The sequence below is a fragment of the Paraburkholderia sp. J10-1 genome (assembly GCF_905220165.1).
Taxonomy (GTDB): domain Bacteria; phylum Pseudomonadota; class Gammaproteobacteria; order Burkholderiales; family Burkholderiaceae; genus Paraburkholderia.
In genome coordinates, this window is the sequence record NZ_CAJMYW010000002.1 from 461,664 (window position 1) to 486,356 (window position 24,693).

The 24,693-nt window shown below is 65.3% G+C and carries 22 protein-coding genes and 1 tRNA gene; 14 read left to right on the top strand and 9 right to left on the bottom strand.

What is annotated here, in order from left to right:
* The first annotated feature begins 30 nt into the window (after positions 1–30).
* The 5 genes from U5A65_RS08980 (at position 31) to U5A65_RS09000 (ending at position 5,348) form a co-directional block, all read left to right on the top strand.
* A complete protein-coding gene (locus U5A65_RS08980; RefSeq protein ID WP_321914423.1) occupies positions 31–465 on the top strand; it encodes a MarR family winged helix-turn-helix transcriptional regulator in 435 nt (144 codons plus the stop codon).
* A 127-nt stretch (positions 466–592) separates the two neighbouring features.
* On the top strand, positions 593–1,951 hold the full coding sequence (locus U5A65_RS08985) for a TAXI family TRAP transporter solute-binding subunit (RefSeq protein WP_321946055.1): 1,359 nt from the start codon (positions 593–595) through the stop codon (positions 1,949–1,951).
* A gap of 237 nt (positions 1,952–2,188) precedes the next feature.
* Positions 2,189–3,595, top strand: coding sequence for a DUF3300 domain-containing protein (locus U5A65_RS08990; RefSeq protein ID WP_321946056.1), 1,407 nt, complete (start codon positions 2,189–2,191; stop codon positions 3,593–3,595).
* 26 nt (positions 3,596–3,621) lie between these two features.
* Entirely contained in the window at positions 3,622–4,563 is a 942-nt protein-coding gene (locus U5A65_RS08995; RefSeq protein ID WP_321933970.1) for a DUF2950 domain-containing protein, read from the top strand.
* A 197-nt stretch (positions 4,564–4,760) separates the two neighbouring features.
* A complete protein-coding gene (locus U5A65_RS09000) occupies positions 4,761–5,348 on the top strand; it encodes a YSC84-related protein (RefSeq protein ID WP_321914419.1) in 588 nt (195 codons plus the stop codon).
* Between the two features lie 107 nt (positions 5,349–5,455).
* On the opposite strand, the gene U5A65_RS09005 is transcribed toward U5A65_RS09000, so the two are convergent.
* Complete coding sequence (locus tag U5A65_RS09005) at positions 5,456–6,679, bottom strand: YeeE/YedE family protein (protein WP_321933969.1); 1,224 nt, start codon at positions 6,677–6,679, stop codon at positions 5,456–5,458.
* Positions 6,680–7,010: 331 nt separating this feature from the next.
* On the opposite strand from U5A65_RS09005, the gene U5A65_RS09010 reads away from it, so the two are divergent.
* Positions 7,011–8,642, top strand: coding sequence for a methyl-accepting chemotaxis protein (locus tag U5A65_RS09010; protein WP_321914417.1), 1,632 nt, complete (start codon positions 7,011–7,013; stop codon positions 8,640–8,642).
* Between the two features lie 143 nt (positions 8,643–8,785).
* Positions 8,786–10,063 carry a D-amino acid dehydrogenase gene (locus U5A65_RS09015; protein ID WP_415764462.1) on the top strand — a complete coding sequence of 426 codons (1,278 nt, stop codon included), beginning with the start codon at positions 8,786–8,788 and terminating at the stop codon, positions 10,061–10,063.
* Positions 10,064–10,078: 15 nt separating this feature from the next.
* Here the strand turns inward: U5A65_RS09015 and U5A65_RS09020 are convergent, their stop codons facing one another.
* The 7 genes from U5A65_RS09020 to hcaE form a co-directional block, all read right to left on the bottom strand.
* Positions 10,079–11,041 carry a TauD/TfdA family dioxygenase gene (locus U5A65_RS09020; RefSeq protein WP_321946058.1) on the bottom strand — a complete coding sequence of 321 codons (963 nt, stop codon included), beginning with the start codon at positions 11,039–11,041 and terminating at the stop codon, positions 10,079–10,081.
* Positions 11,042–11,255: 214 nt separating this feature from the next.
* Positions 11,256–11,332: transfer RNA gene (locus U5A65_RS09025), tRNA-Val, on the bottom strand.
* Positions 11,333–11,431: 99 nt separating this feature from the next.
* Positions 11,432–12,658: a 3-phenylpropionate/cinnamic acid dioxygenase ferredoxin--NAD(+) reductase subunit gene (gene hcaD, locus U5A65_RS09030; protein ID WP_321946059.1), complete on the bottom strand. Its 1,227-nt coding sequence runs from the start codon at positions 12,656–12,658 to the stop codon at positions 11,432–11,434.
* A gap of 12 nt (positions 12,659–12,670) precedes the next feature.
* Positions 12,671–13,486: a 3-phenylpropionate-dihydrodiol/cinnamic acid-dihydrodiol dehydrogenase gene (gene hcaB / locus U5A65_RS09035; RefSeq protein WP_321933965.1), complete on the bottom strand. Its 816-nt coding sequence runs from the start codon at positions 13,484–13,486 to the stop codon at positions 12,671–12,673.
* A complete protein-coding gene (gene hcaC / locus U5A65_RS09040; RefSeq protein ID WP_321946061.1) occupies positions 13,486–13,806 on the bottom strand; it encodes a 3-phenylpropionate/cinnamic acid dioxygenase ferredoxin subunit in 321 nt (106 codons plus the stop codon). Before hcaC ends, hcaB begins: the two co-directional genes overlap by 1 nt.
* A gap of 2 nt (positions 13,807–13,808) precedes the next feature.
* On the bottom strand, positions 13,809–14,363 hold the full coding sequence (hcaF, locus tag U5A65_RS09045; protein ID WP_321914411.1) for a 3-phenylpropionate/cinnamic acid dioxygenase subunit beta: 555 nt from the start codon (positions 14,361–14,363) through the stop codon (positions 13,809–13,811).
* Positions 14,360–15,715 carry a 3-phenylpropionate/cinnamic acid dioxygenase subunit alpha gene (gene hcaE, locus U5A65_RS09050; protein ID WP_321933963.1) on the bottom strand — a complete coding sequence of 452 codons (1,356 nt, stop codon included), beginning with the start codon at positions 15,713–15,715 and terminating at the stop codon, positions 14,360–14,362. The genes hcaF and hcaE overlap by 4 nt, the downstream gene beginning before the upstream one ends.
* A gap of 123 nt (positions 15,716–15,838) precedes the next feature.
* Here hcaE and hcaR point away from each other — a divergent pair, with 123 nt between their 5' ends.
* Positions 15,839–16,717, top strand: a complete 879-nt coding sequence (gene hcaR / locus U5A65_RS09055) for a DNA-binding transcriptional regulator HcaR (protein ID WP_321946063.1) — start codon at positions 15,839–15,841, stop codon at positions 16,715–16,717.
* Here hcaR and U5A65_RS09060 read toward each other — a convergent pair.
* Complete coding sequence (locus U5A65_RS09060; protein WP_321914408.1) at positions 16,714–17,517, bottom strand: DNA-binding transcriptional regulator; 804 nt, start codon at positions 17,515–17,517, stop codon at positions 16,714–16,716. The two genes, hcaR and U5A65_RS09060, sit on opposite strands and share 4 nt — an antisense overlap.
* 192 nt (positions 17,518–17,709) lie before the next feature.
* On the opposite strand from U5A65_RS09060, the gene U5A65_RS09065 reads away from it, so the two are divergent.
* The 6 genes from U5A65_RS09065 to mhpT all read left to right on the top strand — a co-directional run bounded on the left by U5A65_RS09065 (position 17,710) and on the right by mhpT (position 24,662).
* Positions 17,710–19,560: a bifunctional 3-(3-hydroxy-phenyl)propionate/3-hydroxycinnamic acid hydroxylase gene (locus tag U5A65_RS09065; RefSeq protein WP_321914407.1), complete on the top strand. Its 1,851-nt coding sequence runs from the start codon at positions 17,710–17,712 to the stop codon at positions 19,558–19,560.
* A 2-nt stretch (positions 19,561–19,562) separates the two neighbouring features.
* Positions 19,563–20,507, top strand: a complete 945-nt coding sequence (locus U5A65_RS09070; protein ID WP_321946064.1) for a 3-carboxyethylcatechol 2,3-dioxygenase — start codon at positions 19,563–19,565, stop codon at positions 20,505–20,507.
* Positions 20,508–20,536: 29 nt separating this feature from the next.
* Positions 20,537–21,325 carry a 2-keto-4-pentenoate hydratase gene (mhpD, locus tag U5A65_RS09075; RefSeq protein ID WP_321946065.1) on the top strand — a complete coding sequence of 263 codons (789 nt, stop codon included), beginning with the start codon at positions 20,537–20,539 and terminating at the stop codon, positions 21,323–21,325.
* A gap of 13 nt (positions 21,326–21,338) precedes the next feature.
* A complete protein-coding gene (locus tag U5A65_RS09080; RefSeq protein ID WP_321914404.1) occupies positions 21,339–22,289 on the top strand; it encodes an acetaldehyde dehydrogenase (acetylating) in 951 nt (316 codons plus the stop codon).
* Between the two features lie 4 nt (positions 22,290–22,293).
* Positions 22,294–23,319, top strand: coding sequence for a 4-hydroxy-2-oxovalerate aldolase (gene dmpG / locus U5A65_RS09085; protein WP_321914403.1), 1,026 nt, complete (start codon positions 22,294–22,296; stop codon positions 23,317–23,319).
* Positions 23,320–23,414: 95 nt separating this feature from the next.
* Complete coding sequence (gene mhpT, locus U5A65_RS09090) at positions 23,415–24,662, top strand: 3-(3-hydroxy-phenyl)propionate transporter MhpT (protein ID WP_321946066.1); 1,248 nt, start codon at positions 23,415–23,417, stop codon at positions 24,660–24,662.
* Positions 24,663–24,693 lie beyond the last annotated feature (31 nt).

Below are 24,693 nucleotides of genomic sequence, written 5' to 3' on the forward strand. Positions count from 1 at the left end.
AATTGGACTGGGATACAGGCGGGGAACACGATGACGAAGCGGATCACACGCGAGGAATGCAACTGTTTTGCGCTGCGGCAGGCGGCACGTTTCGTCACGCAGCTTTATGAGCGGCACCTCTCGCAGGCGGACGTCACGGCCGCGCAGTTCACCATCCTCTCGCGCCTCGCGGGACGGCCCGACGCCACGGCCGCCGAACTCTCCGACGACCTCGTGATGGACCGCACGACGCTCGTGCGCGCGTTAAAGCCGTTGCAGCGCGACGGCCTCGTGCTCACGGCGGCGGCCGAGCACGACACGCGCACGCTGGTCTACCGTCTATCGGCTGCGGGCTTGCGCCGCTACGACAAGGCGCACGCGTTATGGCTCGAAGCGCAGGCCGAGTTCGAGCAGTACATGAAGCGCGACCGCGCGAAAGCGTTGCGCTCCGAACTGTTCGCACTCACGAAAGCGGCAGCGGGCTGACACTCCACTTACGCAAGCACGCGTTTCGTAAGCCCTTCAGGCAAGGCGGCCACGCCAGCGATCAGATCTGGCGCGAAAATGGCATCATGAGCATCCCAGGAGTCTGACGCTTTGCCGCCGGGTTCTCATGAGACGATATCGACCGCCGCCGCCCAACTTTCTGCGTGACCACGCGCACCCAGCCTGGCGCGATATTGCGTTGACGACGCTGCCCGTGGCCCTGTTCTGCGCGGTGGTCGTCGGTCTTGTCCTCTGGCTCGTCGACCCCGCGCCGCCGCGCACGATCACGATCAGCGCGGGCCCTGCCGACAGTTCCTTCATGCAGATGGCGCAAGCCTATCGCGCGATCCTCGCGCGCAACGGCGTGAAGCTCAAGATCCTCGAATCGGACGGCTCGGTGCAGAACCTGCAGCGCCTGCTCGATCCGAAGCAACGCGTGGACCTCGCCTTCGTGCAGGGCGGCGTGGCCGACGGTGTGGACACACGCTCGCTCATGTCGCTTGGCAGCGTGGCATATCTGCCTATCATCGTGTTCTATCGCGGCTCGGGTCTCACGCGCCTCGCCGACCTCAACGGCATGCGCATCGCCATTGGCCGCGTGGGTAGCGGCACGCGCGAGCTTGCGCTCAAGCTGCTCTCCGCGAATGGCATCGACCCGGGCGGCGACTCCACCTTCCTGCCGCTCGACGGCATGGACGCGGCCACGGCGCTTGTCTCGGGCCGCGTCGAGGCCGCCATGCTGAGCGGCGACTCGACCACGCGCGCGCTGATGTTGCGCCTGCTCGACATTCCCGGCATTTCGGTCATGAGCTTCGGCGAAGCGGCTGCTTATACGCGGCTTTTTCCGTACCTGGACGACGTCGACCTGCCGCCTGGCGTGCTCGATTTGCGCAGGCGCCAGCCACGCGAAACCGTGCATCTGATCGGCCCGACCGTCGAACTCGTCGCGCGCGACACGCTGCATCCCGCGCTCTCCGATCTGCTTATCGAAGCAGCGGGCGAAGTGAACGGCGCACCTGGACTGCTGCAGAGGGAAGGCCAGTTTCCGAGCCCGGCGGTGCACGACTTCCGTGTGAGCGAGGACGCCATGCGCTATTACAAGTCGGGCAAGAGCTTTCTCTATCGCGCGCTGCCGTTCTGGCTGGCGAGCGTGACGGACCGCTTGCTGGTGCTGCTGCTGCCGTTGGCCGTGCTCGTGATCCCCGCGTTGCGCACGATACCGGCGCTGTATCGCTGGCGCGTGCGATCGCGCATCTATCGCTATTACGGCGCGCTCATCGCCATCGAGCGCGACGCGCTCAACCATACGAACGAAGAAGAACGGCGCGCGCTGGTCGAGGAACTCGATGAGATCGAACGTTCGCTCAACACGCTGCGCATGCCGCTCGCGTACGCCGACGCGTTCTACGTGCTGCGCGAACACGTGGGTTTCGTGCGTATGCATTTGAGTGCAAACGAGTCGCAGTCGCACTCGAACGCGGTCTGATCGGCATTCACGATATCGTTGCTGTCAACGTTCCTTTCGCTCGCATTGATGCACGTCGCGTAACCATGGTGTTGAAACATATCTTCCATTGACACCCCGAGTCTTGCCCCTTTATTTTTGTGTAGCACGCCGTAGCGTTTTGGAGATTGTGCCGTTCGCCGCTAGTTGTGAGTCGTTTGCGAATATTCCATTGCTACGCATATCAGAACCACTGTTCGTAACCGGGAGGACCATAACGTGAAAACATCCGGTGCAAGCCAGCGCCTTGCCTGGCTCGTGTGTGCCACACTCGCAGGTGCGCCGCTTTTCGTGGGACCGCTTGGGCCCACTGCCGCGCTTGCGCAGAACGCGACGCATCTTTCCAGCCAGCAGCTCGACTCACTTACCGCGCCGATTGCGCTCTATCCCGACGCGCTGCTCGCGCAGGTGCTGATGGCCGCCACGTTTCCGCAAGACGTGTCCGCCGCCGCCGCGTGGACGAAGTCCAATCCGAATCTCAAGGGCGACGACGCAGTGAAGGCCGTGGCCTCCGAGCCTTGGGACCCGAGCGTGCAGTCGCTCGTGGCGTTCCCGCAAGTGCTCGAAACCATGGCGTCGAAGCCCGACTGGGTCCAGCAGATCGGCAACGCGTTTCTCGCGCAGCCCAACGATGTGATGGACTCCGTGCAGCGCCTGCGCGTGCAGGCGCAGAAGGCGGGCAACCTCAAGTCCAACGAGCAGCAGAAGGTCGTGGTCCAGCCGGCTTCGGGCACCTCGACCACGCAGACCATCGTGATCGAGCCTGCGAATCCGCAGGTGGTCTATGTGCCGACTTATAACCCCACGGTGGTCTATGGCGCGTGGCCGTATCCGGCCTATCCGCCCGTGTATATGCCGCCGCCTCCGGGGTATGCCATTGCCTCGGGTTTCGTGAGCGGGCTCGCGTTCGGTGCGGGTATCGCGGTCGCGAACTCGTTGTGGGGTGGCTTCAACTGGAACAATCATGACGTGAACATCAACGTCAATCGCTACAACAACATCAACGTCAATAACCGCATCAACTCGACCAGCGGTACGGCGAACTGGAATCGCAACACCAATGTCGAGCGTCGCCAGAACTACAACAACGCGAACCTGAGCGGTCAGCGCAACCAGTACCGCGGCTATGACCAGTCGCGCCAGCAGGCCATGCAGACCTTGCAGAACCGCACCGGCGAGAACGTGAGCGGCAATGCCCAACAGCGGTTGCAGGGCATCCAGGAAGGCGGCCGGCCGAATGCCGGCGGCGCTAACGGGCCGAACGGCAATCGTGGCAACGAACTGAACAACCGCGGGCAAAACGGTGGGCAAAACGCGAACCGTGGCAACGAACTGAACAACCGTGGGCAAAACGGCCCGCAAAACGCGAACCGTGCGAACGACCTCAACAACCGTGCGCAGAACACGAATCGCGACAACGCGTTACGCGGCGCGGGCGACGGCGCTAATGCGCGCCTCGATCAGCAGCGCGGTCAGCAAAGCCGCACCGCGTTCCAGGGCGGCGGCGGTGGCGGTGGCTTCCGTGCCGGCGGCGGCGGTGGCGGCGGCTTCCATGGCGGTGGTGGTGGTGGCGGCGGGTTCGGCGGTGGCGGGGGTGGCGGCGGGCGTCACTTCGGCCGTCGATAACGTTGAATCTCATGAGGAGTCTAGAAATGATCCGCATTTCCGCACGCCGCCTGCCGCAGGACTACGCGCTCGCGCTCGGCACGGCACTCGCGCTTTTTGGCGCGCCCGCGTTGCTGCCGGCCCCCTTCGGCGGCGCCGCTTACGCACAAGCCGTCTTCGCCACGCCCGAAGCTGCCGCGAACGCGTTCACCGACGCACTCGCGACCAACGACCAGGGCGCCATGAAGCACGTGCTCGGCAACGACTTCACCACGTTCATTCCCACGCAGAGCATTGGTCAGGACGATATCGACGACTACCTTGGCGCCTGGGCGAAGGGCCATCGTGTCGTGCCCGACGCCACGCCGGTTGCCGGCAAGGCGAGCGCTCATGTCGAGGTGGGCGACAGTGGCTGGACGCTGCCTATCCCGCTCGTGCAATCGGGCAAGGGCTGGCATTTCGACCCGCGTGAGGGCGCGAGCGAAATTCTCACGCGCCGCCTTGGCCGCAACGAGCGTGCAGCCATGCTCACCTCGCTCGCCTACGTCGACGCGCAGAACGACTATCGCAAGCTCACGCAGCACTACGCGCAGCGGCTCGTAAGCACGCCGGGCAAGCACGACGGTTTGTACTGGCCGGTCGAGCCGGGCGAGGCCGAAAGTCCGCTCGGACCACTCGCGGCAGCCATGCCGGGCAATGCGAAGATCACGCCGAAGGACGGATATCACGGCTATCACTTCCGCATTCTCACCGCGCAGGGGCCGCACGCCAGCGGTGGTGCGCGCAGCTACCTCGACAATGGCGATCTGAGCGGCGGTTTCGCACTCGTGGCCTGGCCGGCGCAGTACGGCAAAACGGGCGTGATGAGCTTCATCATCAACCAGGACGGCCAGCTCTATCAGAAGAACCTCGGGCCGAATGGCGCGCATACGGCGGAGGCGATCAAGGCGTTCGATCCCGACTCGTCCTGGCAGGCCACCAAACCCTGAGCGGCGATTCGCCGTCCGCCGGGCGGCATGATTGCTGACGTCGTTCTCTGACAGACGCTTCACACGGAATTCGGGCACAATCCAGCCACGGCGACGTGGCTGTCGCCCGAAGCGGGCTTTGGCCAACGGAAGCGGAGAGGTCGGGCATGCGGCTTGCTCGAACTTCCCCGCACTCTCATTCGTGTGGAGATAACCAAATGCAACGACGCAACTTCATGCTAACGGCGGCGGTGACCCTTGCCTCGGGCGGCCTCACGCTCGCAGGCTGTACCACGACCACGGATACGACCTCCACGGCGTCGCAGAACATGTCCAAGCGCCAGTCGATCGACGCATCGGTGGACGGCACGCTCTCGCGGCTGTTTTCGACCGTGAAGGGCTCGCACGAGCTTCTTGCGAAATCGCGCGGCGTGCTGGTGTTCCCCGAAGTGCTGCAGGCCGGCTTCATCGTCGGCGCGCAGTATGGCGAGGGCGCGTTGCGTGTGGGTGGCGCGACCGTCGGCTACTACAGCACCGCGTCGGGCTCGTTTGGTCTGCAGGCCGGCGCGCAGTCGAAGGCGCTCATCTTCGCCTTCATGACGCAGGACGCGCTCGACAAATTCCGCGCGACGGATGGCTGGGCCGCGGGCGCTGACGCTTCGGTCGCGCTCGTGACCGTGGGCGCGAACGGCGTGATCGATACGAACACGGCCACGCATCCGGTGGAGGCCTTCGTGCTGACCAACGCGGGCCTGATGGCCGATGTCTCGCTGGCGGGCACCAAGGTCACGCGTCTGAATATCTGACGCCGCACGTTCCGGTAAAAAGCGCCGGATCATGTAAAAAGGGCAAGGCGTTAAGCCTTGCCCTTTGTCGTTTCCTGGCGGCTAGAACCGGCCAGCCGCACGCCGCTTCAGCAACCCGTGTTCTTCACGCGCTCGACTTCGAGGCCGAACAAGGGGCGCAGCTTCGTGCCGAGCACATTGCCCGCGAACGCGCACACGAGCCACAGCCAGCCGTGCAGGCTGCCCGAGACGATGCCGCTGAAATACGCGCCGATATTGCAGCCGTACGCGAGGCGCGCGCCATAGCCGAGCAGCAGGCCGCCGATCACGGCCGCCATGAGGGAGCGCAGCGGGATGCGCCACACCGGCGCGTAGCGGCCCGCGAGCGACGCCGCGGCCATTGCGCCGAGCACGATGCCGATGTCCATGACGGTGGTCACATCGTGGCTCGCCGGGGCGGCGAGCGCGGCGGCGTTCGGGCCGGCCATCCAGTACTTCCAGCTCGCGACGTCGACGCCGAGCGCAGCGAAACCTTTAGCGCCCCACAGCGCGAACGCCGAGGTCACGCCCCAAGGCCTGCCAGAGAGCGCGAGCGTCGCGAAGTTGAGGATCGCGAGCGCGACAGCGCCGGCCAGCAGCGGCCACGGGCCATGCAGCCACGGCGAGGTGTGCGGCGCGCGCGGCTCGTTGACGAGGCGGCCGTGGCGGCGCTTCTCGACGACCACGGTGAGCGCGGCGATGAGCGCAAACACCACGAGGTTGAGCGCGATGGCGGGCGCGGCGCCGAGCGCGTTCACAAACGAGAACGGCTTCAATTGCGGCATCGACGTCCAGAACGGCATGTGCGCGGTGGCGACCACCGAGCCCACGATAAAGGCGACGAGCGTGACGACCATGCGCGTGCTGCCGCCGCCCACGGTATAGAGCGTGCCCGAGGCGCAGCCGCCGCCCAGTTGCATGCCCACGCCGAACATGAACGCGCCGACGATGACCGATGTGCCCGCGGGCGAGACGAGGCCCGTGACCGGATGGCCGAAGAGCGTTCCTGCCGCGAGCGCCGGGAAAAACAGCAGCACGCCAATGGCGAGCATGACCATCTGCGCACGCAGACCGGCGCCGCGGCCGTCGGCGATGAACACGCGCCACGCGGAAGTGAAGCCGAACGCCGCGTGATAGAGCGTCATGCCGAGCAGCGCGCCGACTACGTAGAGCGCTGCCTGACGCGCGCTCACGGTCTGCGCGAGATACACCGCGCCGAGCGCGACGAGCAAGAGCGCGATGCCCAGCGGCTTGGGATTGATGGAGTCGAGTCGGCGCGGCGCGGGCGCGAGCGGCGTGGAGAGGTCGGACATGGGAGCAGGGCCGCGAGAAAAAGCGGCCAGGAAAAACAATCGGTGAAAGCAAAACGATAGCACGAATCGCAACCTGGTCTGACAGAGCCCGCAGGCCGCCTTCCCTTGGCCCGCGCGAAGCCGCGAGACATCGCCGCAAACCTTTGCCAGACGGGGTTTCCCATCCATTGGGACGAAGCCCCGCCAAAGCCCGCGTAGCCATGCAGGCATCATGGATTTCCCCTATCCAGCGCCGTGCATCGTCTGCCGTTAGGCGAGACGAGGTGCGAAGGCGCGTCGGGCCGCGCAGATTCGCATCGGCTGGAAGATAAAAAAACGCCACGGAGACCTCATGCTGGGAAACATCACCATTCGCCGCGGGCTCACGCTCGTTATCGGTATCTTCGTCGCGTTTCTGCTGACGGTGATCGGCGTGTCGTATGGCGCGCTCAAGATCACCAACGACAGCCTGCATGACGCCCAGCGCGGCGCGCAGGCGCTCGACGCGCTCAAGACCAGTTCCGAGCGCCTGCTCCAGGTGCGCCTTGCGCTCGGCGGCTACGAGACGCTCTTCAGCGTCGGCAAGGCCACGGACGGCTTGCTCGACAAGGCGCACCAGGTGCTCGTGAATTCGAACAAGGAGTTCGCGCTCTACAGCGCCGGCCCGTTCGACGACCCCGAAGAGGCGCGCCTCGCCCAGGCCGTGAGCCGCGCGCGCGAGGCGCTTGTTTCGCAGGCGCTCGAGCCCGAGTACAAGTCGCTCGTCGACAACGACTTCAACACCTTCCGCACGATCCAGGGCGAAACCGCCGACCGTTATTACGGCGACTACGCGAAGGCCATCGAGGCGCTCGAAGACTGGCAGACCGCGCGTCAGCAGCGGGACGCCGACACCGCCGCGCAGCGCTTTCGCATGTCGCTCATCGTGTTTGGGCTGATCGGCGTGGTCGGCGTGGCGATTGGCGTGATTGCGCGCGTGGGGCTCGCCGCCGCCGTGGTCAAGCCGGTGAACCATGCGATTCGCCACTTCGAGCGCATCGCCGCGGGCGATCTCACGGTGGATGTGCGGGTGCGCTCGAAGAACGAAATGGGCCAGTTGCTGAGCGCGCTGCAGACCATGCGCAACGGGCTCGTGGGCACGGTCTCGCGCGTGCGCGCCAGCACGCACGAAATCACGCAGGGCGCGAAGCAGATCGCGTCTGGCAACGTCGATCTCTCGGACCGCACGGCGCAGCAGGCGGCGGCGCTCGAAGAAACGGCGGCGAGCATCGAGGAGCTTTCGGCCGCGGTGCGCCAGAACACGGATGGCGCGAAGGAAGCGAGCGGGCTCGCCCAGACCGCGCTCAAAACGGTCACGCGCGGCGCCGAGGTGGTGGCCCGCGTGAACGCGACGATGAGCGACATTACGGCTTCGTCGCAGAAGGTGGAGGAGATCACCGGCATCATCGAAGGCATCGCGTTCCAGACCAACATTCTCGCGCTCAACGCGGCGGTGGAAGCGGCGCGCGCGGGCGAGCAGGGGCGTGGCTTCGCGGTCGTGGCGAGCGAGGTGCGCAGCCTCGCGCAGCGCTCGGGCACGGCGGCCAAGGAGATCAAGGAACTGATCGCGGCCTCGGCGGCGACCGTTGGCGCGGGCGCGCGCCTCGTGGAAGACGCGCGCCGCACCATGGACGAGGCGCGCGATGCGGTGGCGCGCGTGAGCGGGATCATGGGCGAGATCGAGACCGCGACGCACGAGCAGAGCGACGGCATCGAGCAGGTGAACCGCGCAATTGCGCAGATCGACGAGGTCACGCAGCGCAACGCGGCGCTCGTGGAGGAAGCGGCGGCGGCTGCGCAGTCGCTCGAATCGCAGGCCGATTTGCTGCGGGCGGCCGTGGCGGTGTTCAATCTGGGCGGTGCGGGGCAGGCGCTCGCGCGACCGGCGCAGACTGCCGAGGCGGACACGCGCGCAGCGCGTGGCGGCGCGCCAGCACTCGCCTGAGCTTGGCATTAGGGGTTGTCCTTGCCGTTGCAAGGGCAACTTTCGCGGGCTTTACGCTTTAACCTGAGGTTATACCCCGCGCGCAAATCGCAATTGAGTTCCCCAGCGTTCCCGGCGAGACTGGCGGCATAGGCCGTTCGGGTTTGGCCGTCTGCGAAAGAGAACAACGGAACATGCGAGTTTGCGTTTTGGGCGGTGGAGTGATTGGCGTAAGCACGGCGTATGCGCTGGCCCGCGATGGACACGAGGTCGCGCTCGTCGAACGCCATGCCGACGTGGCGCGCGAAACGAGCCACGCCAATGGCGGCCAGCTCAGCTATAGCTACGTCGCGCCGCTCGCCGACCCTTCGGTGCTCCCCAAGCTGCCGCAATGGCTGTTCTCGCGCGAGGCCGCGCTGCGCTTCGTGCCGCGGCTCGACCCTCACCAATGGCGCTGGTGCGCCGCATTCCTGCGCGCCTGCACGCGCGCACGCAGCCGCGCGACTACGGCTGAACTGCTCGGCCTCGGCTTTCTGAGCCAGCGTCTCATGCACGAAATCGTCGAGCGCGAAGCCCTTTCGTTCGACTACGTGCGCAACGGCAAGCTCGTGGTGTATCGCGATCGGGAAGGCTTTGATGGCGCGCGCCGCCAGGCGCAATACCAGGCGCAATTAGGCTGCGTGCAGCATGCGCTCGACGGTGCGGCGTGCGTGGCGCTCGAGCCCGCGCTTGCGCATATCGGCGGCGAGATCGTCGGCGGCATCCACACGCCAGGCGAGGAGGCCGCCGATTGCGATCAGTTCACGCGCGGCCTCGCGCACGCGGCGCAGCGCGACGGCGTGCACCTGCAACTCGCCACCGAGTTCTCTGGACTGCGAACGAAAGGGCTGCGCGTGCTGGCCGCGCAAACCTCGCAAGGCGACATCGAAGCCGACGCTTTCGTGGTGTGCCTGGGTTTCCAGAGCCAGCCGATGCTTGCCTCGCTCGACGTGCACGTGCCCGTGTATCCGCTCAAGGGTTACAGCCTCACGCTGCCGAACGCGAACGCGCAGGGCGCGCCGCGCGTCTCCGTCACGGACGCGCATCACAAGGTCGTCTATGCGCCGCTCGGCGAGCGCCTGCGCATTGCGGGCATGGTCGACCTCACGGGCATGAACCCGCACGCCGACGCAGCCCGCATCGCGCTGCTCACGCGCCAGGCGCGCGAAACCTTCCCCAATGCGGGCGACTACGACGCCATTCAGACGTGGACCGGCATGCGTCCCGCCACGCCGGACAGCAAGCCCGTGATCGGCGCCACGCACTTTCGCAACCTGTGGCTCAACACGGGGCACGGCGCGCTGGGCTTCACGCTCGCGCTCGGCAGCGCGCAACTGCTCGCCGATTTGCTGGCGCAGCGCGAGCTGCCGATCGATGGCGACGCCTTTGCGCCGGGCCGCTGATTCGCCATAGAGGGGTTATTGAAGCGTCGCCCCTTCCTCGCGCACGACCACGCTCGAGCGTCCGTCGATACTCACCGGCACTTCGCCGCGCACGGTTGCACGCCGCACGATGCGTCGCGCGTCGCCGTAGTCGTTGATCGCGTAGTGCTGCGTCGCGCGGTTGTCCCAGATCGCGACGTCGCCTTCCTGCCAGCTCCAGCGCACCGTGTTTTCGAGTCGCGTGACATGCTCGTGGAATACCTGCAGCAAATGCGCCGAATCGGACGATGAGAGGCCCTTGAGGCGTTGCACGAAGTGGCCGAGCACGAGCGTGCGCTCGCCCGTTTCCGGATGCACGCGCACCACCGGGTGCTCGGTCTCGTAGAGCTTCGACGTGAAGACTTCGCGGTAACGCTTGAGTTGCGCGCTGTCGGCGTTCGCGTGTGTGGAGGCGTAATCGTAGGCGTTGGTGTGCAGCGCCCAGAGCGTGTCGGCGAGCGCGCGCAGCGGCTCGGGCAGGTGTGCATAGGCGGCGGCCGTGTTGGCCCACACCGTGTCGCCGCCAAATGGCGGGATCACCACGGCGCGCAGGATCGAGACTTTCGGGTAGGCGTCGACGAAGGTGACATCGGTGTGCCACGAGTTCGCGCGCGCGCCGTGCAGCGAATCCAGTTCCAGCAGGCTGCCGCCTTCCACCGAGGGCACCGTGGGGTGCGCGACCGTCTCGCCGAAGCGCCGCGCGAAGGCTTCTTGCGAGGCGTCGTCGAGATGCTGCTGGCCGCGGAAGAGCAGCACCTTGTGACGCAGCAGGGCGGCGTTGATGGCGTTGAACGTAGCGCTGTCGAGATCGGCGTGAAGACGCACGCCGTCGATGCGCGCGCCAATGCGGCCCGCGACCTGATGGAGGTCGAGCGTGGTATCGGCGTGTTGATCCCTGGCGGAATGCAGATGCGCGGACGGAACGGAAACGGCGGGGCGCTGCGTTTGAACGTCGGACATCGAAAGTCTCCTCGGCTGGACGTGGAACATCCATTCAAGCAGCGAAGCGCTGCGAGAAGAACTGACGATTTCTGCGAAGCTAAGTGCGTGGTGGCGCGCTATCAATAGTTGCGTGTGTGATTAGCGCGCACCAAAAGAAAATGACGCAGACCCGCGAGGGAATGCGTCATTCACAATGTTGCTGCAAGGTACGGCTTTTTTACTGCATGTTCGTTGGTAGGCTCGATTGGATTCGAACCAACGACCCCCACCATGTCAAGGTGGTGCTCTAACCAACTGAGCTACGAGCCTGTCGAGGCGCGAATTATAGAGACACTCGCGCGCGCTTGCAAGCGCTTTTCTCGAATCGGTTGAAACGGCGTGTTTTGGGGCGCGCTGCTGCTCGAACCCCTATGCAAACTCACGCGCGAGATTGCGCAGGTTCTGCGCGGGATCGGCGAGCAATTCGCGGGCAATACGCGCGCGTTTGCCGATCAACGCCTTGGCGCTGCGCATGTCGCGGCCCTGGTTCACCGTAATCGCGCCGACCAGTGCGCCTTCGCCGTCGAGACCGAACAGCACGCAAGGCGGTGCCTCCAGGGTGCCGCGCGCGAGCCATTCAGGCGCGGCCATGTCGCCGGTGAACTGGATGTTCAGGCCGCATTGATCGCTCCAGAACCAGGCGGCTTCATGTGTCTCGGGCGCGAGGCCGAGCATCGCGCGCGCCGCCGTTTGCGCCTGGCGGTTCGCGTTCTCCCACGTTTCGCGGCGTTGATGGCGCCCGCTTGCCGCGTCCCACTGGCTGGCGGCGTCGCCGGCTGCGTAGATATGCGGGTGCGAAGTGCGGCACTGCGCGTCGATCACGATGCCGTTGCTCACGTGCAGCCCCGCCGCCTGTGCAAGCGTGGTTTCGGGCTCGACGCCGATGCCGTAGATCACCGCGTCGCCGCTTATGCGCGTGCCGTCTTCGAGCGCGAGCACGATGTCGTTGTTCTCGCGTGCCGCCGACGAGAGTGGCGAGCCCAGATGCAGCGTCACGCCGCGCGCACGATGCACATCGCACAGGTGGTCGGTGAGCAGCGGTGGAGCGCAACGCGCCATCGCGCGCGGCGCCTGCTCGATCACCGTGACTTGCGCGCCGAGATCGATCGCGCTCGAAGCGAGTTCGAGGCCGATCACGCCTGCGCCCACCAGCAGCACGCGCTTACCCTTTTGCAGCACGGGTAGAAGGCGTTGCGCGTCCTCTAGCGTGCGCAGCGTGTAGACGCTCTCGCCAAGCGCATCGAGCATCGGCAACCGGCGCACGCGCGCGCCCGTGGCGAGCAGCAGTTCGTCGAAGGCGATCGATTCTCCATTTGCGAGCGTCACGATGCGCGCCTGCGCATCGAGCGCGGTTACCGCCACGCCGAGCTTCAACGCGATGTTGTGCTCCGCGTAGTAGCCCTCGCCGTGAATCGCGCAGCGCGCGGTTTGCGGCTGCAGCAGCACGTCTTTCGAAAGCGGCGGCCGCTCATAGGGCGCGTGCGCTTCCTCGCCGATCAGTACGACGCGGCCCGCGTAGCCTTGCTGGCGCAGTTCGGCTGCGGCGAGCGCGCCCGCCTGGCCCGCGCCGACGATGACGATGGTCGTTGCGTTCATGATGCGTTTCCGTCAGAGATGCAGGCCGCCCGCCGCGTGACGGATGCCGCGAATGCCGAGGCCGGCGTCCGCGTTGATCATCACGCCGCTCAGCACGCGATTGTTTGCGCGCGAGGCGAGCATCACATAGGGACCCGTGAAATCGGCAGGCTGCGGAAAGAACTGTAGCGGCAAGATGCTCGCAATCGCTTCGGGCGAACGCGAGTCCATGATGCGCAGGTCCTGCTGGCCGAGCGAAACGGGACCGCGCAAATCGCTCGCCATGCCGCAAGGGCCGACGCCATTCACGCGCACCTTGGGCGCAAGTTCATAGGCGAGCTGGCGGATGATGCCCACGGCCGCATGCTTGCTCGCCGTGTACAAGGGACCGCCGCCGCCCGGATAGAACGACGAATTCGAGAGCGTGAAGATCATGCTGCCTTCACTCGCAATGAGCGCGCGCGCGGCCGCTTTCGCGCCGAGCAGATAGCCTTTCACGTTGATCGAGAAAAGCTCTTCGTAGCCGCTGTCGAGTTGCGCCGGCGAGAGATCGACGAGGCTCGAAGCGTGATCCCAGATCGCCGCGTTGCCGATGAAGGTATCGAGCTTGCCGAAGGTTTCGACGGCGGCGTTCACGGCCCGCTCGTTGTCGGCGTATGAGGTGACGTCGCCCTGCACGGCAACCACGCGCTGCGCGCCGAAGCGTTCGCGCAGCGCCGCGACCTTCTCCGCCGAGCGTTCGAGCACGGCCACGCGTGCGCCTTCTTCGAGAAAGCGTTCGACGAGTGCGAGCCCGAGTCCCGACCCGCCACCCGTGATCAACGCTACTTCGTTTTCGAGCCAGTTCATCAGGCGGCCTCCGGAACGTCGACGAAAACTTCGCCATCAACGCGCGTGACAGGAAAGGTTTTGAGCGGTTCGGTCGCGGGCTGACACAGCGCCGCGCCGGTCTTCAAGCAAAAGCGCGCGGCATGCAACGGACATTCGACCGTGTCGTCGTCTTCGATATACCCTTCGGACATCGAAGCGTTGCCGTGCGAGCAGCGGTCGTTCAGCGCGAACAGCTCGCCATTCACCTTGAATACGGCGATCGCGGTGGACGGGCCGTCCACCTTGATCGCTTCGCCATCGGACAACGCTTCGTCCTGGCAAACAAAAATACGGGCCATGATCAGAAAAGCACACTCAGGTTATGGGAAGTGAGCACAGCCTGGTCGAGCGTGATCTCACGGTTGCACACCTGCCAGCCTTGGGCGCCTTCCACGCGGCGCACGCGGTCGATGCGGCGGCCAACGTAGAACGTCTCGTCGCGCTCCTTCTGCGAGCGGTAGAGGACGTAGTTCACGTGTGCCTCGTATTCGCCAGGCGTATTGGTGGTGAGCACGCGCAGATTCGTCACGAGATGGCGCGTGCGCGAGGGCGGCTCCTCCGCCCACGCCATGCCGGTCTCGAGGCGCGCCACGCGGCGTTCGAGCTGGAAGTGCGTGTCGTTGAAGATCCACGTGGTGGGCGGTTGCACGCCACGCCGACGGTCGCGCGTTTGCGCGTTGACCGTAGTGCGCATGGTGTAGCGGACATCTTTCGACATGAGGTCGAGCCACGCGCGAAAGCGCCAGCCGTCGAGCAACGCGGCTTCGTCAAAGAGGAACTGCTCGATTTCGTGATGCAGTTCGAGCCCCACGCGCGCGGGCGCAAACACCGGTTCAAGTTCGGCGACTTCGCTCATTTAAGCACCTCCGCCTCGTAGTGCGCGGTGCGCTCGTTCACTTCGTCCCACGTTTCGGAAGCCAGCAAGTCGGCCCAGCGGCGGTACATGCCGCGCGCGGCCGTTTCCGAAAAAATGTAGTTCGTCATGCCAGGTATGCCGTCTTCGCGCAGGCGCTCGTTGCCGAGACCCATTTCGAGGCAGAGCTTCGTTTTGCGCGCGCGGCTGCCGCGCAGCACTTTCTGCACTTCGGCCCAGTTTTCCGAGTCGTCCTGTTCGAGAAACCCCGCAGGCCCGAACGCGCGCGTCGCGCTGCGCTCGAAAGCGGCCTTCACCTCATCGGATGCGGCCTTGTCGGCAATGCAGAACGCCCACACTTCCACCTGGTTCGGGCCGCGCGGGTGCCACACGCGCAGCGTGGCCGTGCCGTTGAGCCACGAAAGCGTGGGGAACATGTTGTTGTGGCCCGCAAGACGCATCGCGCGAACCTTGCCGAGGCGCGCTTCGGCTTCGGCGTAGGTGTCGCGGAAGTACTGCGAGACTTCACCGTCCACCCAAACGTTCGCGTCGGGCTGCTCGGTGAAGAAAAAGCCGCTGCCGTGGCCCGCCTGGCCGTACTGCAGCGCGTCTTTGGCGGTTTCCCACACGGGGCGCGCCGTTTGTCCCGCGCCTAGCGCCTTGTCGGCTGCGCCTTCTTTCGCACCGAGCACCTCGATGGCGGAAGCGTGCGTGAAGAGTGCGTGATACTGGTCGCTCGCGAACTGCTCCGCCGGGAACTTCCAGTTGCAGTCGATCACCCACTTGTGTACGCCGCCCACGATCTCGGTGCCGCCTTCGCGCCGGTCGAGCACGCCGTCCAGATACCAGGCGATGTCGCCCATATAGGTCTCGAGGTCGGGTGCGCCGGCGTCCCAGTTGCCGAATACGAGGCCTTTGTAAACAGCCACGCGCGTGACTTCCTGCAAGCCCCATTTCTCCTTGCACAGGCCCTGCGGGTAAGCGCGCGGTTCGAGCGGCACGTCGATGAGCGCGCCGTCCACGCCGTACGACCAGCCGTGATACGGGCACGTGAACGCGCGCGTGTTGCCGCAATCGGCGTGGCTCACGCGCATCGAGCGATGGCGGCACTGATTGAGGAAGGCCTTGATCGAGCCGTCTTTCTGACGCACTACGACGATGGGGTCTTCGCCCATGTAGGTATTGAAAAAGTCGCCGGCTTTCGGTATTTGACTGACGTGGGCGAGGAACAGCCAGCAGCGGCCGAAGATGCGCTCGAGTTCGAGCGCGTAAATGTCGGGGTCGGTATAGATGGACGACGTGACGCGGCCATTTTGCGCGTCGACGAGTGCATCGATGTCAATGATTGCGGACATGCGAGTCTCCTCCGTGGCAGCATTGCCTTTTTGGTGGGAATGCAGACGGATGATCGTTGCTCGCTTTACCCTTGTGAAATATTTTGTTTGTTGCCACTAAGACTTCGAAACGATAACTCGAGCATGGAACTGAGACACCTGCGCTATTTCATTGCCGTCGCCGACGAGCTGAGCTTCACGCGCGCGGCGCAGCGTCTGCACACGGCGCAGCCCTCGCTGAGCCAGCAGATTCGCAATCTCGAAGACGAAGTGGGCACGCCGCTCTTCGAGCGCACGCGCCGCAAGGTGGAATTGACCGACGCGGGCAAGGTGTTTCTCGCCGAGGCGCGGCTCGTGGTGGCGCAGGCCGATCGCGCGGTGGTGCGTGCGCGTCAGGTGGGGCAGGGGCGCGCGACGGTGACGATTGGTTTCGTGCCCGCGGCCGAGATCCGGGTTTTCCCGGTGATCTTGCCGCGTTTGCGCTTGCGCTTTCCCGAGGTGAATGTCGAGTTGCGCAGTCTGCCAACGGCCGAGCAGGAAGACGCGCTATTGCGCGGCGATATCGACGTGGCGTTCATGCGGCGGCCCGTTGTTTCACCGGAATTGCGCAGCGAAGTCGTGCTCACCGAGCCGCTGGTCGTGGTACTGCCGAGCGCTCATCCGCTCGCGAAGCAAAAGCGCATCGCGCCGGCGCAATTGAGCGGCGAGCCGTTCATCAGCACGCATCCGCAGTTTTCGGGGCAGGTGCACAGCGTGGTCGAGGCGTATTGCGAGGCGCAGGGCATCGAGCGCAAGGTGGCTCAGGTCGCGACCAATATTCTGCTCAATCTGAACCTGGTGGGCATGGGGCTGGGATACGCACTGCTGCCTGCATATGTCTCGTCGCTCACGAGCAGCGCGATCTGCACGCGCCCGCTCGAAGGCGAGCCGCCCACCATCGACTTGCTGATGGTGTCGCGCAAGGAGCCGCATGCAGCGGAACTCGAAGCATTGTTCGAACTCGTGCGCGAGAACGAGGCTTAGCGCTTTGCGTTTTCCTCCTGCGCCTCCAGCGCCGTCACCATTTCCTGCGCGGCGCGCTGCAGCTCGGGCACGAAGCGCCGCACCGCCTCGGCCGGATTGATGGCCTGTTCCAGGTAGATCACGTTCAGGCTCGCGAGTACGCGTCCGTGCGCCTCGATAGCCGTTGCGAGCGCACCGATCTTGCGCTGGTCCGCCCAGTCGCCATGGTTCGAGCCAAAGCCGTCCGCGCGGGTCTGGCGCACGAGATTGCGGATAAAGGCCTTGTCGCTGGCGAGTTTTTGCTGCTGTTCGCCGCCGGCACCGGCGCGCAATAGTTCGAGAATGTCTTCGCGCTCCGCCTCGGGGCACATGGCGAAGTACACGCGCCCCGCCGCTGTGAGCAGGATCGGCAAGCGGCGGCCCACCATCGCTCGGTGAAACGACAGCGGGCTGAAGCGGTGCGTGGTCTCGCGGATCACCATGGAGTCGCCATCGGGCGTCGTGAGGTCCGATGGCCACACGGTGCGCTGGAGCATTTGCGCCATGATCGGCGGCGCGATGGTCGCGATCAGCTCGTCGTCGGTGAAGCCTTCGCTCAGGCCGCGTACGTTCATCGTCAGACGAAAGCTGTCGTCGGAAGCGCTGCGGCGCACGAACTTCTCCTCTACCAGGGTTTCCAGCAGGCGCCTCACTGTCGTGCGGTGCAGACCGGTTGCCTCGCTCAGTTGCTGGCTCGTGGCGCGCCCGTTCTCCATGGCGTTGAGCGCCTGGAGCACCTGCAGGCCGCGCGCCAGACCCCGCACGTTTGCATACTTCGTCATCGAAAATGCCTTAAAAATCAACTGTGTGCATTCTATGCACATTTCTCTAAAAATGTTGAGCGCACATCGGGCGGAACCTAGACTCGCTTCCATTCACCGGACTGTGACAAAACGTCCAACCGGGTGATCCGTTTTCAGGCACCCCCTGTCAGCATCCGCAGCGGCTCCATAAGCCGCGCGAGAAGGAGACACATGAACACCCCCCTCGCCCACGCGGCGGATACCGTCCGCCCTCGCCAGATTGCCACCGACGTCGCCATCATCGGCGCGGGTCCGGTCGGCCTCATGATCGCCAACATTCTCGGCCTGCAAGGCGTGCGTGTCACGCTCGTCGAGAAGCTCGACCAGATCATCGACTACCCGCGCGCAATTGGTCTGGATGACGAAGCATTACGTGTGTTCCAGTCGATCGGCCTGGCCGACGCGCTGCTGCCGCACACCACGCCCGACCACTGGATGCGCTTCGTCACGAAGGACGGCCATTGCTTCGCCTCGATCGAGCCGCGCACCGACGAGTTCGGCTGGCCGCGCCGCAACGCGTTCATTCAGCCGCTTGCAGACCGCGTGCTCTATGAAGGGCTCGCGCGCTTCGAGCATGTGAACGTGTTGTTCGGCCACGCCGTCAACGCATTCGAACAAGACACGCAGGGCGTGACGATCGACGTGAGCGATGCGAACGGCGAGCGCCGCTCGATCCGCGCGGCGTACCTCGTGGGCGCGGACGGCGGCAACAGCTTCGTGCGCCGCGCGCTCAATGTGCCCTTCGAAGGCCGCACGAAGCCGAATCAATGGATCGTGGTGGACGTGCGCAACGACCCGATCGGCTCGCCGCATATCTACATGCATTGCGATCATCAGCGCCCGTATGTGTCGGCTGCGCTGCCGCACGGCATTCGCCGCTTCGAATTCATGGTGATGCCGGGCGAGACGGAAGAAGAACTCTCGAAGCCCGAGAACATGGCCGCGCTGATCCGCAAGGTGGTGGCCGACCCCGACAAGGTCGACTACATCCGCAAGCGCGTGTACACGCACAACGCGCGCCTGGCCGAAACGTTCCGCGTGGACCGCGTTTTGCTCGCTGGCGACGCTGCGCACATCATGCCCGTGTGGCAGGGGCAGGGATACAACAGCGGCATTCGCGACGCGAACAACCTGGGCTGGAAGCTCGCGATGGTCGCGAAGGGCCAGGCCGACGGCCGCCTGCTCGACAGCTATACGGTGGAGCGCCGTGCGCATGCGCGCTCGATGATCCACCTCTCCGAAGTGGCGGGCGATATCTTCGCGCCCACCACGCGCTTTGGCGCGCGCTTTCGCGACACGTTCGTGCGCTGGATGAATGTATTCCCCTCGGTCAAGCGCTACTTCGTGGAAATGCGCTTCAAGCCGATGCCGCGCTATGAAGCGGGCGTCGTGCTGCTGCCGCCGCCGCAGAAAACGGGTGGCTGGCTCGCAAGCCTGCTGGAGCGCTCGGGCAACTCGGCGCCGGGCCGCCTGCTCGGCTTGATGAGCCAGAAGCGCGACTCGCTGATCGGCCGTCTCGCGTATGGTCGCGATCCGCTCGCGGCTTCGCCCGTGGGCCGCATGTTCATTCAGCCGCGCGTGCGTCTTGCCGATGGCCGCGTGGTGCGCCTCGACGACGCGATCGGCAACGGCTTTGCGGTGCTCGCCTGGGGCGCGGACCCGACTTTCGGCCTTACGCCGCAGGCTCGCGCGCTGTGGGAGCGACTGGGTGCGCGCTTTATCTTCGCGAAGCCCGACGTGCAGCTCGAATACGCCGACGACGTGCCCGAGGGTGTGCTTGCGCTCGGCGACGTGCAGGGCCGCCTGAAGGAGTGGTTCAGCCGCCTGCCCGAGTCTGTGGTGCTGCTGCGTCCGGACCGCTTCGTTGCGGGCGTGTGCACACCGCAACAGGTATCGGACTCGATCGTCGAACTCGCGGGCAAGCTCGGCATGACCGAAGCCGCCTTTCATGAGGCGAGCGCCGCTGCCCCGCAAAACCGTCCCGTGCGCGGCGTAGCCGTAGCGCGCACAGCAGGAGCATGAGCATGCCGATTCACCTCGAATGTCTTTCGCACACGCCGTTGCACGGCTATTTCGATCCGCTGCCCGAAGTGGTGGAGGAGGTCGAACGCGTAGGCCGCGCCGCGCGCGAACGCGTGGAAGCGTTCAACCCCGACCTGATCGTTGCGTTCGCACCCGACCACTACAACGGCTTCTTCTATGACGTGATGCCGCCGTTCTGCATCGGCGCGCGTGCCGAGGCCATCGGCGACTTCAAGAGCATGGCCGGTACGCTGCCGGTGCCCGAAGACCTCGCGCACAAGCTCGCCGAACACGTGCTCGAAGCCGATATCGACGTAGCGCTTTCGTACCGCATGCAAGTCGATCACGGCTGCGCGCAGGCGCTGGAAGTGCTCACCGGCGGCCTGGATCGCTACCCGGTCATTCCCGTGTTCATCAATTCCGTGGCGCCGCCCATGGCGACGCTGCGCCGCGCGCGTTTGCTCGGCGACGCGATTGGCCGCTTCTTCTCGCGCGGCGACAAGCGCGTGCTCGTGGTGGGCTCGGGCGGCATTTCGCATGAGCCGCCGGTGCCGGAACTGTGCGGCGCGACGCCCGAAGTGGCAGAACGTTTGATCGCGGGCCGCAACCCGACGGCCGACTCGCGTGCCGCGCGCCAGGCGCGCACCGTGGCCGCGGCGAAGTCGTTCACCGCGGGCGACAGCCATTTGCATCCGTTGAACCCCGAATGGGACCGCGCGTTCCTCGCGCGCCTTGAATCGGGCGAGTTGACGTCCGTGGACGGCATGACGAACGCGGCCATTACGCGTGACGGCGGCAAGTCGGCCCATGAAATCCGCACGTGGGTTGCGGCGTTCGGGTCACTGGCCGCCTACGGCCCGTATCGCGCGACGCTGGACTACTACCGCGAAATTCCCGAGTGGATCGCGGGCTTTGCCACCATGCACGCCACGCCCGCCGCGGCTTGATCGATCAATACGGACTCCGGAGAATCAACATGTCAGATTCGAAACTCGCCGCGGCACTCGCTGCGCGCCTGCGCGAGGCGGAAGCGTCGCGCAACGTGATCGAGCCGGTGCGCGGCGAGATCGCGATCGATGATATCGCCACCGCTTATGCCGTGCAGCAAGCCAACGTCGACCTGCGCGTGGCGGCCGGCGAGCGCATTGTGGGCCGCAAGATCGGCCTCACGTCGCTTGCGGTGCAAAAGCAACTGGGCGTGGATCAGCCCGACTTCGGCGCGCTGTTCGCGTCGATGGCTTACGGCGACGCCGAAGCCATTCCCCTCTCGCAACTGATCCAGCCGAAGGTGGAAGCGGAAATCGCGCTCGTGCTGGAGCACGACCTCACGTTCGAAAAGCACACCTTCGTCGATATCCTGCGCGCGAGCGCCTATGCGCTGGCGGCTATCGAAGTGGTGGACAGCCGCATCCAGAACTGGGACATCCGCTTCGTCGACACGGTGGCCGACAACGCCTCGAGCGCGCGCTTCGTGGTGGGCAGCCGCCCGGTGCCGCTCTCGCAGATCGACCTGACCGCTTGCGCGATGGAGCTTTCGCGCGAGGGCGTTGTGCTCTCGCGCGGCAACGGCGCCGCGTGTCTCGGCAATCCGCTCAACGCCGCCGTGTGGCTCGCAGACCGCATGGTTCAACTCGGCACGCCGCTGCGTGCGGGCGACGTGGTGCTCACGGGTGCGCTTGGGCCCATGGTCGCCGTGAAGGAACCCGGCACCTATACCGCGCAGATCGAAGGCCTCGGCAGCGTTCGCGCGACTTTCTCCGCCTGATACAGGAATTCATATGGCTTCCGAAAAACTCAAGGCCGCGATCATCGGCTCCGGCAACATCGGCACGGATCTGATGATCAAGATCATGCGCAACAGCCAGCATCTGGAGATGGCGGCGATGGTCGGCATCGACCCGAACTCCGATGGCCTCGCACGCGCGGCGCGTCTGGGCGTCGCGACCACGCACGAAGGGGTGGTCGGCCTCACGCGCCTGCCGGTGTTCAACGACATCGACTTCGTGTTCGATGCGACCAGCGCTGGCGCACACGTGAAGAACGACGCGCTGCTGCGCACGCTCAAGCCGTCGATCCGCGTGATCGACCTCACGCCTGCCGCGATTGGCCCGTACTGCGTGCCGGTCGTGAACATCGATGCGCATATCGAAGCGCTCAACGTCAACATGGTCACGTGCGGCGGCCAGGCCACGATTCCGATGGTCGCCGCTGTGTCGCGCGTCGCGAAGGTCCACTACGCGGAGATCGTCGCTTCGATCAGCAGCAAGTCGGCTGGCCCCGGTACGCGCGCCAACATCGACGAGTTCACCGAAACGACTTCGAGAGCGATTGAAGTGGTGGGCGGCGCCGCGAAGGGCAAGGCCATCATCGTGCTGAATCCGGCCGAGCCGCCGGTCATGATGCGCGACACGGTGTATACGCTTTCCGAAATGGCCGACCGCGAGAAGGTCGAGCAATCCATCGAAGAGATGGCCGCGAAGGTGCACGCCTACGTGCCGGGCTATCGCCTGAAGCAAAAGGTGCAGTTCGACGAGATTCCCGCGAGCGCGCCGCTCAACATTCCGGGCCTTGGCAAGTTCAGCGGCCTGAAGACCTCGGTGTTTCTCGAAGTGGAAGGCGCCGCGCATTATCTGCCCGCTTACGCTGGCAATCTCGACATCATGACTTCCGCCGCGCTGGCCACCGCCGAACGCATGGCGCAAACGCTCTTGAGCGTACAAGGAGCGTAAAGCGATGAGCAAGAAACTCTATATCTCCGACGTGACGCTGCGCGACGGCAGCCATGCAATCCGCCACCAGTACTCGATCCAGAACGTGCAGGATATCGCTCGCGCGCTGGACAAGGCGAAAGTGGACAGCATTGAAGTCGCACACGGCGACGGCCTGCAAGGATCGAGCTTCAACTACGGCTTCGGCGCGCACAGCGACCTCGAGTGGATCGAGGCCGTGGCCGACGTCGTCACGCACGCCAGGATCGCGACGCTGCTCTTGCCCGGCATCGGCACGATTCACGACCTGACGGCCGCGTACAACGCGGGCGCGCGCGTGGTGCGCGTTGCGACGCATTGCACGGAAGCCGACATTTCGAAGCAGCACATCGAATACGCGCGCGAACTGGGCATGGACACGGTGGGCTTCCTGATGATGAGCCACATGACCACGCCGGAAAACCTCGCTGTCGAAGCGAAGAAAATGGAAAGCTACGGCGCGACCTGCATTTACGTGGTCGATTCGGGCGGCGCACTCACGATGAATGACGTGCGTGACCGCTTTCGCGCAGTGAAGGCCGTTTTGAAACCCGAAACGCAAACGGGCATGCACGCGCACCACAACCTCTCGCTGGGTGTGGCGAACTCGATCGTGGCCGTGGAAGAAGGTTGCGACCGCATCGATGCATCGCTTGCGGGCATGGGTGCGGGCGCGGGCAATGCGCCGCTCGAAGTGTTTATCGGCGCGGCGGAACGCATGGGGTGGAATCACGGCACCGATCTCTACACGTTGATGGATGCCGCCGACGACATCGTGCGCCCGCTGCAGGACCGCCCGGTCCGCGTAGACCGCGAAACGCTCGCGCTCGGCTATGCGGGGGTGTATTCGAGCTTCCTGCGCCACTCGGAAGTGGCCGCGAAGAAGTACGGCCTGAAGACGGTCGACATTCTCGTCGAACTGGGCAAGCGCCGGATGGTGGGCGGCCAGGAAGACATGATCGTCGACGTGGCGCTCGATCTGAAGAAGCGTCAGGAAGCATTGCAGTCCTGATCAAGCGCGCCGCGCATCGCCTTTCGGGTGATGTGCGGCGTTGCCACATATAGCCGCCGGAAAGAGTGGCTTGCTTATACATACGGAGACTTTTTATGACGTCGCGAAACAGTAGTGCTGGAGGAAGTGCAACGAGCAGCAAGGCAACCATTGCCCTGTGTCTGGCGGTTGCGCTGCTCGAAGGGCTGGACCTGCAATCGGCGGGTGTCGCGGGACCGCGCATGGCGAAGGAGTTTCATCTCGCCCTGGCGCAAATGGGCTGGGCGTTCAGCGCGGGTGCGATTGGCCTCTTGCCGGGCGCGGCGCTGGGCGGGCGGCTTGCCGACCGCTTCGGCCGCAAGCGCGTGCTCATGTGGTCGGTCACATTGTTCGGGCTGTTCTCGCTCGCCACGACCATGGTGTGGAATTTCGAAAGCCTGCTGGTCGCGCGTCTGCTCACGGGTCTCGGTCTCGGTGCGGCCATGCCGAACCTGATCGCCCTGTGCTCGGAGGCAGCGGGTGAGCAGCAGCGCAGCACGGCGGTGGGCGCGATGTACTGCGGCATGCCGTTCGGCGCGGCGATCGCCGCCGTGATCGGCATGCTCGGCACGGGGGACGCGAGTTGGCGCCACGTGTTCTACGTTGGCGGCCTCGGTCCGATCGTGATGGTGCCGTTGCTCGGCGCATTCCTGCGCGAGTCGCAGCAATTCGTGGCTACGCAGGCTTCGAAAATGGTGAAGGAAGGTGCGCCGAGCGTGGCGCAAGCGCTGTGGCGCGAGGGCCGCGCACGTACGACCATCGCGCTGTGGATCAGCTACCTCGGCACGCTGATCGTGCTGTACTTCCTGATGAACTGGCTGCCCTCGATGGTGCTGGCGCGCGGCCTCACGCGCGTGCAGTCGAACCTCGTGCTGATGCTGTTCAACATCGGCGGCGGTATTGGCGCTGTTGCGATCGCAACGATCATGGATCGCTTCGGCCGCCGCGGCACGGTGATCGGCATGTACATCGGCGTTGTGGTGGCGCTCACCGTGCTCGCGGGCGCGGGCGGTGCAGGCTCGACGGCCGTGGGCGGCCTGCTGTGCGGCTTCTTTATCGTGGGTGGCCAGTCGGTGCTTTACGCACTCGCAGGCCATGCCTATCCCACGGAAGTGCGCGGCACGGGCGTGGGCGCAGCCGTGGCCGTGGGACGTCTCGGTTCGATTCTCGGGCCGCTCGTGGCGGGCCAGTTGTTCGCACTCGGTCAGAGCCCGTCGATGCTGGTGGGCTCGAGCATTCCGCTCGTTGTGATCGCGGCGCTTGCCGCGCTGAGCGTGGTGGGCGCATTCAGGCAGCGCGGCGCATTGGGCGCTCAGGGCGCATGAATTTGAAGGGGAGAAGGCATACGCTTTCTCC